Here is an 8027-nt window from a genome sequence, read left to right on the forward strand (position 1 = left end):
GGCGCGGCGGCGTCCGTGCCGGGCGCGGCGGCGTCCGTGCCGGCCGGCTCCGGGCTCGTCGGCGTGGGACCGGGGCTCACGGTGCTCGTGGCGGACGGGCTGCTGCTGGCAGATGCGGACGGGCTGCCACCGGCGGTCACGGCCGCGGCCTGGCCTGCGGAGAAGCCGAGCTTCGGCAGGATTAGGAAGGCCACCAGGCCGATGGCCAGGGCTACGCAGCCGGCCGCCAGGATCGGCGCCAGGCTCCGCCGCCGCGATGCCGCGACGGCCCGGTGGACTCCCTGCCGGGCAGAGGTCTCCGGGACCCGATCAAATTCATCCCGAGCGTATTTGGTCATGGTAAAACGACGTCCTTGCTGATTTCATACGGGGTGCCCGAGGCCGGAACGGACGCAACAGGACGTGCGCATCCGGCTGCTCGTGACGCGACTTTACGAATCTGTTCCCAGACGACGGGCAGTGCGGGCACGTTGGCGTGATGTACGTAGTCTACGCAATCTCTTGACCAGCATGGGATCGTGGGCCAGCGCATCCTCGGTATCGATGAGGGCATTGAGGATCTGGTAGTAGTGCGTGGCGGACAGATCGAACAGCTCACGGATGGCCTGTTCCTTGGCCCCGGCGTACTTCCACCACTGCCGCTCCAAGGACAGCATCTGCTGGTCGCGGGCGCTCAGCGCAGACTCCGCCGACACCCCGTCCGCACCCGCGCCGGCGGTTGGGAAGACAGCAGAATCCCCCGCGAGCACGTGCTCTTGCGCTGTTTCGGCCACGACACACTCCCTGGCTGATTCCAAAAAACCTGGCTGGATCCGGTAAAAAGTCAGTCCCCATGCTACGGCCGAATGACAGGGTTGTCATTCGGGAGGGCGCAGAAACGGGCCGCAGCTGGGGAAGAATGGGTGCTGTGTTTGATGCCGAGTCTGACCCCGCCAGTGAACCCGACGCGCTGTTCGAGCTGGAGCCCGCAGCCGCGGACACCCTCAGCTTCGCGGACCTGGCCCGCCGACCGCTGGACGCGCTGGTTGCTCCGGACTGGGCGGAGCCGCTGGCGCCGGTGGAGGCCCAGTTGCGCGAAGCCCTCGCCTTTGTCGCGGGCGAAGTGGCCGCCGGGCACGGCGTACTGCCCTCGCCGGCAAACCTGCTGCGGGCTTTCCGGCAGCCCCTGGCCGGCGTCCGCGTGCTGGTGGTAGGCCAGGACCCGTATCCGACGCCGGGGCACGCCGTGGGGTTGTCCTTCGCCGTGGACGGCGCCACCCGGCCGATCCCCCGCAGCCTGGCAAACATCTACAAGGAACTTCAGGCCGATCTCGGCTTCCCCCCGCGCGTCCACGGGGACCTCAGCCACTGGGCGGACCAAGGCGTACTGCTGCTCAACAGGGTGCTCAGCGTCCGTGCCGGCGCGGCGGGCTCGCACCGGAACAAGGGCTGGGAGGCTGTGACRGCGGCGGCCATCCGGGCCGTCGCCGGCCGCTCGTCCGTATCCGGTGCGGGCCATGCCCCCCTGGTGGCGATCCTGTGGGGGAAGGATGCCGAGTCCGTGCGGCCGCTGCTGGGGTCCGCCGCCGTGATCGCCAGCGCCCACCCCAGCCCGCTATCGGCCTCGCGCGGCTTCTTCGGGTCCCGGCCCTTCAGCCGGGCCAACGCCCTGCTGCTGGAACAAGGCAACGGGACGGTCGACTGGGAGCTTCCGCCGTTGCCGTAACAGGCCTCCGCGCAAAGCTCCCGCCGGGGGTTCTTGGTTAGGCTTAGCTGCATGACATCCGTCCCCGCAGCCACCACCGCCACCCGGAACTCGCGCCCCCAGACCGATCTGACGGTCCTGCGCAGGGAGCAGCTCTCCCCGCACATGGTCCGGATCATCGCCGGGGGCCCTGGCTTCGCCGGGTTCGTCAACAACGACTATGTGGACCGGTACGTCAAGATCGTCTTTCCGCAACCCGGCGTCGAATACCCGGATCCGCTGGATTTGTGGGCCATCCGGGAAACCATGCCGCGCAGTCAGTGGCCGCACACCCGGACCTACACGGTCCGCTGGGTGGACCCGGCGGCGCAGGAACTGGCCATTGACTTTGTGATCCACGGCGACGAGGGGCTCGCCGGCCCCTGGGCGGCTTCGGCCCAGCCCGGCGATCGACTGACTTTCACCGGCCCCGGCGGCGGGTACAACCCGGATCCGGCCGCGGACTGGTACCTGTTTGCCGGCGATGAATCAGCGTTGCCGGCCATCGGCGCGGCGATCGAATCCCTGCCGGAGGATGCCCGCGGCCTCGCCCTGCTCGAAGTGGACAGCGACGCCGACGTCCAGGCCATCGCCGGGCCGGCCGGCGTCGAGCTGCGCTGGCTGCTGCGCGGCGGCGCCCCCGCCGGTGAGAGCGAACTGCTGGTCACGGCGGTGCGCGACGCCGAGTGGCCCGAGGGCCGCGTGCAGGTCTTTGCCCACGGCGAGCGGGGCTACATGAAGGGCCTCCGGGACGTGTTCTACGTGCAGCGCGGGCTGGAGCGGGCCCAGGTGTCCCTCTCCGGCTACTGGGCCAAGGGCCGGGTGGAGGACGACTTCCAGGCGGAGAAGAAGCTCCCCATCGGCAAGATCTAACGGCGCAAGATCTAACGGCGCAAGATCTGACGGCGCAAGATCTAGCAGAGCGAGATTTGGCGCTGCGGAGTTTCCCCACCTTTGCCACCACGACGCCGGGACACGCCGGCGCGGCGGGCAGACACGCCGTCGCGTCCCGGCAAACGTGGGGAAACCCGGCGCCTTAGGGGAGCCTACGGGCATTCCTCGCAAGATCTAGCGGCGGCGGGCCCTGCGCCGTTCGTTGCTCGCGAGGCTCCGCGTCAGGGGCCGCGCCAGGGTGTCGCCGAGCACGATGCCGGCAGCGACACCGAGCACAATGGCCCCGGCGTTAAGCATCCCGCCGGCGCCCATGAGAATCTCCGATTCCTCGATGGTCAATACATACATCGACCGGAATATAGTGAGTCCGGGGAGCAGAATCAGCGCAGCGGGAACGGCCACCACCAGCTGTGGGGCGCCCATCCGGAGGGCCACGACGCGGGCCAGCAGGCCGATCACCACGGCAGCGAGGGCCGGGGCGAAGCGGGATCCGATACCCAGGGCGTCGCCGCCGATGAGGACCAGGTAGCCCACCACCCCTACGGCCGCCGTCGGCAGCAGCAGCTTCCAGCTGGTCTGTTCCGTGATGCCGATCATCAGCACCGCAATGGCGATCAGGATGACGATCACCCACAAGTCATACTTGGGCGGGAATGTTTTGGTGACATCTATGGGATCCATGCCGGTCATGTCCCCCACGACGAAGCCGACGGCGATGCCGGCGACCAGCGCCCCGAAAGTCAGCATGGTGGACAGGAACCGTCCGGCCGCCGTGACGGGGAAGCCGTTGATCGCATCCTGCACCGAGGACACCAAGCGTCCCGTCGGCAGGAGCAGCAGGATCCCGCCGACCACCACGATTTCGGGGGCAATCTGCACTCCCAGCGGGCTGCCGAAGCGCCACAGCAGCAGGGCGATAATGGTCACCAGGAACGAACACGAGGCAGTGATGAAGAAGTCCGGCGTACGCCAGCGGCCCAGCTGGCGGGCCAGCAGGCTGACCAGAAGGTTGGAGAGGAACGCGACGACCGAGGCGCCCAGTCCGCCGCCCAGGACACCGACGAAAACGGCAGAGAACACGCCGAAGGCCACGGTGACCATCCACCGCGGGAACGGCTTGGCGCTGCGGGTGATGTCCTCAAGCCGGCGCACGGCTTCCTCGCGGCCGACGCCGCCGGCCACGATGTCTGTCACCAGCTGGTGCACTTGCGAGAGGCCCGCGTAGTTGTTGGTCCAGGACCGCACCACCCGCAGCAGTGAGATGGGCGTCTGGTCCTTGGGTGCGTAGTTGATGGCCACCGACTGGTTGGTGATGTCCACCTCGATGTTCTTGAGGCCAAGCGCGGCGGTGATGGCGATGATGCTGGTCTCGACTTCGAGGGCGCCGGCCCCGTACCGGAACATGGATTCGGCCAGCTTCAGGGCGAAATCGATGGTCTTGCGGGCTGCGGCATCCACCCCGCCAACCTGAATCATCGGGTTGGCGTAGGGGCTGCCGGCGAGCCGGTCGACGATGCTCATCGGCGCGGTGGGCGGGTTTTCGCCCTGGACCAGGCGGCGCAGCATTCTCTTGGCGGCGGCGTTCTGGCGCACCTGCATGGCCGACATCGGCTGGGTCCGGGGCAGGCCGTCCGTGGGTGGCCTGCGGTGGCCGTCGGTTCCGTTGTTCATTCCGGCCTCCTCACTGTCCTGGCTGACCTTGATTGTCTTTGGCTCGGTTTAGTAAAACTGCTGGCCCGTGCGCCGGGTGTAGACCTGGCGTGCGACGCGCTCCCCCGCCGTCATCCAGGCCTTGTACTTCAGCGGGCTCAGAACCTGGTCATAGCAGCCGACGAAGTCGGTCACGGTCTTGCTGAAGCTGGTCTTGAAGAGCCCCAGCCCATGGAACGGGTTCGACGTGTCCTTGAGCTTGTGGCTCGGCGGCGTGCCGCAGAAGTCGTATTCGGTGCAGCCGAGGTCCTTGACCTGGTTGATCGCGGTCCACTGCACGAGGTGCGAGTCACCGTACTGGCCACGCTTCTGCAGGGAGCCGCCGTCCTTGTACGTTCCCTTGCGGCCGTAGTTGATCACGAACGCGCCCACCGAGGGCACCCCGTTTTCGTACACGAAGAGCAGCCTGCCCTGGTCCCGGGCCAGGAAGTTGGTCCAGAACTGGCGGTAGTACTCGTACTCGCGCACCCGGACCTGGGACTTGGCTTCCACCGTGGTGGTCATCAGGGCATACATGGCCCGGAAGTTCTCTTCCGTGGGCTCGACGTTGTGGACTTCCACGCCCTCGCGGATGGCGCGGCGCACGGCGTTGCGGCCCCGGGAATGCAGGTTGCGCAGCAGCTGGTTTTCCTCGGGCGCAATATCGAGCAGCGCCGTGGAGTCGTTCGGCTGCAGGTTGTGGGTCTTGACCAGGCCGGCGCCCTCAAGGATCCGCGCGGCGTCGTCGGACAAGACAACATCCGGTTCGATCTTGATCGCGAAGACGCCCAGCTTGGCCCTTTTGACGAAGTCCGCGTTGGCCGCGACGATCCCGGGGATGTCCTCGACAGACGCCACGTCGGGTCCCTTGATCAGGTACCAGAGCTTGCCGAGGACCGGAAAGGACTTCTCCAGGACCAGGTTGTAGCTCGTGTAATCGGCCGACTCGTACACCAGGTGCAAGGGCTTCCAGCCAAAGTGCTGTTTGACCTCGGCGAAGGCTTCCGATTGCAGGAGATTGCCGCCGTTGGGGTTCGCGGTGACGTGGGCATCCCAGTTGGCAATCTCTTCGGCAGAGGCAAAACGGGCAGTGAATTCTCGCAAGGGTGCGGTATCCAATCATTGCGGTACGAGCTTCGGCGGCATGCGGACATGCAGCCCCAAGTCTATCGGTCCGCACCCTGCCGCCGGTCCGGGTCAGGCGGTTACGCTGGTCTCATGCAGGCTCAGCAACAACCGCTGGAAGGCCGTCCCGGGGCGCCCGGCGGCCACTCTAAGGGCGCCGGAAGCGGCACGGGCGGCGGCTTCTCCCAGGTGGTCGCGCTGCTGCTGTTCCTCGGCGCGTCTGCGTTCGTTGCGGCCTTGGGCGGCCTGGCCACGGCCAACCACGTCAACGGCTGGTACGCCACCGCGGACAAGGCCCCGTGGTCCCCGCCGAACTGGGTTTTCGGGCCCGTCTGGACGGTCCTGTACGCCGCCATGGCCGTCGCGGCGTGGCTGGTCTGGCGCAGCCGCGCCCCGGGGTCCAAAGCGGCCCTGACAGCCTACGGCGTGCAGTTGGGGCTGAACCTGCTCTGGACGCCGGTCTTCTTCGCCCTGTACCCGGCGCTCGGGACGCCGGCGCTGTGGATCGCGTTCGGGATCATCGTGGCTTTGGCCGTAGCCGTGTCCGTGACGGTGGTGCTCTTCGGACCGATCAGCCGGACGGCAGGACTGCTGATGCTGCCCTACCTGTCGTGGATCGTGTACGCATCCTCGCTGAACCTTTGGGCGGCACTGCACAACTAGGGCCTGCACAGCTGCAGGCGCTAGTTGTAAGTTGCACAGCCGGAGCCGCCGGCCAGCGCCACGGCAGCCCCTGCCGGCGGCGGTCAGCTTCCTAGCACTCCACGACGTTGACGGCGAGGCCGCCCATGGCGGTTTCCTTGTATTTGGAGSWCATGTCCTTGCCGGTCTCGCGCATGGTCACGATGACTTCGTCGAGGGAGACCCGGTGGGTGCCGTCGCCCCAGAGSGCCATTTTGGCGGCGTTGATGGCTTTCGCGGCGGCGATCGCGTTGCGTTCGATGCACGGGACCTGCACGAGCCCGCCGATCGGATCGCAGGTCAGGCCCAGGTTGTGTTCCATCGCGATTTCCGCGGCGTTTTCCACCTGCGCCGGYGTGCCGCCCATGACTTCGGCCAGGCCGGCGGCGGCCATCGAGGACGCSGAGCCCACCTCGCCCTGGCAGCCGACYTCCGCSCCGGAGATGGAGGCCTGCTCCTTGTASAGCACCCCGATCGCGGCCGCGGTCAGCAGGAACTTGACCACCACGTCGTCCCGGTCGGCCTGGGTGGCCTGGTCCATGCCGGGGGCGAAGTGCAGCGCGTAGTAGAGCACGGCCGGGATGATCCCGGCGGCGCCGTTGGTGGGGGCGGTGACGACCCGGCCGCCGGAGGCGTTTTCCTCGTTCACGGCCAGGGCGATCAGGTTGACCCACTCCTGCCAGTACTTCGGATCCCGGTACTCGGGGTCCTGGCCGAGGGTTTCCTTCATCAGGCGCTCGTGCCAGTCGGGGGCCCGGCGGCGGACCTTAAGCCCGCCGGGCAGCAGCCCTTCGCGTTTGAGGCTGACCTCGACGCAGCCTTCCATCACCGAGTAGATGTGCAGCAGCCCGTCCCGGATTTCCGCYTCGGTGCGGGAGGCGCGCTCGTTGACGAACATGATCTGCCCGATCGAGAGGCCCTTGGACTGGCAGCGGCCCAGCAGTTCCGCGGCCGTGCGGAACGGCAGCGGCAGTTCCTTCTTGGATTCGTCGAGCTCCTTCAGGGCCGCGTCCTCCTCGCCCTCGCGGACAATGAAGCCGCCGCCCACGGAGAAGAACGTCGCCTTGTGCAGGACTTCGCCGYCGGCGTCGGAGACCGTGAACGTCATCCCGTTGGTGTGCCGGGGCAGGATGGTCAGCGGCCGCAGGATCATGTCCTGCACCCCATACGGCAGCGCAACACCGTCCCCATCGCCCGCGCCGGCGAGCTGCAGGGTGCCGGTCTCGGCGATCGCGGCGAGCCGACCCTCCACTTCCTCGGGCAGGATCTGCTCGGGGTGGAAGCCCTCCAGGCCCAGCAGGATCGCGGTCATGGTGCCGTGCCCGTGCCCGGTGGCGGCGAGGGAGCCGTACAGGTCCACCCGCAGCGACGCCACCTTCTCCAGGTCCCCGGACGTTTTGAGCTCCTCGGCGAAGACCGCGGCGGCCCGCATCGGTCCCACCGTGTGGGAACTGGAYGGCCCTATGCCGATGGAAAAGAGATCGAAGACTCCAACAGCCATTGTCGGTTCCTAACTAGGTATGGGCTCGGGGACAGAGGTGAACAGGGGCCCCTTCGGGTCCGGTCTCCGGCAGCATGCGTCTAAGGGAGCGTCACGTCCGCTCAGCGGGCGTCTTCGCGACCGAGCATGCAGAGGAGGCCGGACCCACGGGCCCGCCAAGCTCAACCGGCGAGGTCGGACACGCCCGGGTAGAGCGGGTGGGCGGCGGCGAGGGCCTGAACCCGGGTGCGCAGACCGGAGAGGTCCGCGCCGGCGTCGGCGATCAAAGCCTCAGCGATGATATCGGCAACCTCGGCGAAGGCCGGCTCGCCAAAACCGCGGGTCGCCAGCGCCGGGGTGCCGATCCGCAGCCCGGAGGTGACCATCGGCGGGCGCGGATCGAACGGGACGGCGTTGCGGTTGACGGTGATGTCG

The 8027-nt window shown here is 67.8% G+C and carries 7 protein-coding genes and 2 pseudogenes; 3 read left to right on the top strand and 6 right to left on the bottom strand.

Features of this window, described 5'->3' with window-relative positions; translation table 11 throughout:
• Together AC1D1S_RS17090 and AC1D1S_RS17095 are read right to left on the bottom strand one after the other, a co-directional pair.
• Window positions 1-338, bottom strand: a pseudogene (locus AC1D1S_RS17090) (LytR C-terminal domain-containing protein); the annotation flags it as partial.
• 93 nt (window positions 339-431) lie between these two features.
• Window positions 432-695 (bottom strand): DUF3263 domain-containing protein, encoded by a 264-nt coding sequence (locus AC1D1S_RS17095; RefSeq protein ID WP_230008022.1) that lies wholly within the window; start codon window positions 693-695, stop codon window positions 432-434.
• Between the two features lie 203 nt (window positions 696-898).
• Between AC1D1S_RS17095 and AC1D1S_RS17100 the strand changes: the two genes are divergently transcribed.
• Together AC1D1S_RS17100 and AC1D1S_RS17105 are read left to right on the top strand one after the other, a co-directional pair.
• Entirely contained in the window at window positions 899-1705 is an 807-nt protein-coding gene (locus AC1D1S_RS17100) for a uracil-DNA glycosylase (RefSeq protein ID WP_243181629.1), read from the top strand.
• A gap of 51 nt (window positions 1706-1756) precedes the next feature.
• The gene (locus tag AC1D1S_RS17105; protein WP_028276959.1) at window positions 1757-2596 is read left to right on the top strand and encodes a siderophore-interacting protein; all 840 of its coding nucleotides are present in this window, start codon (window positions 1757-1759) and stop codon (window positions 2594-2596) included.
• 195 nt (window positions 2597-2791) lie between these two features.
• Here AC1D1S_RS17105 and AC1D1S_RS17110 read toward each other — a convergent pair whose 3' ends face one another.
• Together AC1D1S_RS17110 and AC1D1S_RS17115 are read right to left on the bottom strand one after the other, a co-directional pair.
• Complete coding sequence (locus AC1D1S_RS17110; protein ID WP_243181630.1) at window positions 2792-4288, bottom strand: threonine/serine exporter family protein; 1497 nt, start codon at window positions 4286-4288, stop codon at window positions 2792-2794.
• Window positions 4289-4336: 48 nt separating this feature from the next.
• Window positions 4337-5410 (bottom strand): lipid II:glycine glycyltransferase FemX, encoded by a 1074-nt coding sequence (locus tag AC1D1S_RS17115; RefSeq protein ID WP_243181631.1) that lies wholly within the window; start codon window positions 5408-5410, stop codon window positions 4337-4339.
• Between the two features lie 114 nt (window positions 5411-5524).
• Between AC1D1S_RS17115 and AC1D1S_RS17120 the strand changes: the two genes are divergently transcribed.
• Window positions 5525-6094, top strand: coding sequence for a TspO/MBR family protein (locus AC1D1S_RS17120; RefSeq protein WP_476995010.1), 570 nt, complete (start codon window positions 5525-5527; stop codon window positions 6092-6094).
• Between the two features lie 91 nt (window positions 6095-6185).
• On the opposite strand, the gene AC1D1S_RS17125 is transcribed toward AC1D1S_RS17120, so the two are convergent.
• On the bottom strand, window positions 6186-7613 hold the full coding sequence (locus tag AC1D1S_RS17125; RefSeq protein WP_476995011.1) for an L-serine ammonia-lyase: 1428 nt from the start codon (window positions 7611-7613) through the stop codon (window positions 6186-6188).
• Window positions 7614-7774: 161 nt separating this feature from the next.
• A pseudogene (locus AC1D1S_RS17130) lies at window positions 7775-8027 on the bottom strand (serine hydroxymethyltransferase); the annotation flags it as partial.

The organism is Arthrobacter sp. P1_A5 (assembly GCF_056406825.1).

What these genes read in the sequence shown, in the direction of transcription:
- AC1D1S_RS17110 (WP_243181630.1), bottom strand. Translation starts at nt 4,288, where the DNA reads ATGAACAACGGAACCGACGGCCACCGCAGGCCACCCACGGACGGCCTG.
- AC1D1S_RS17120 (WP_476995010.1), top strand. Translation starts at nt 5,525, where the DNA reads ATGCAGGCTCAGCAACAACCGCTGGAAGGCCGTCCCGGGGCGCCCGGC.
- AC1D1S_RS17105 (WP_028276959.1), top strand. Translation starts at nt 1,757, where the DNA reads ATGACATCCGTCCCCGCAGCCACCACCGCCACCCGGAACTCGCGCCCC.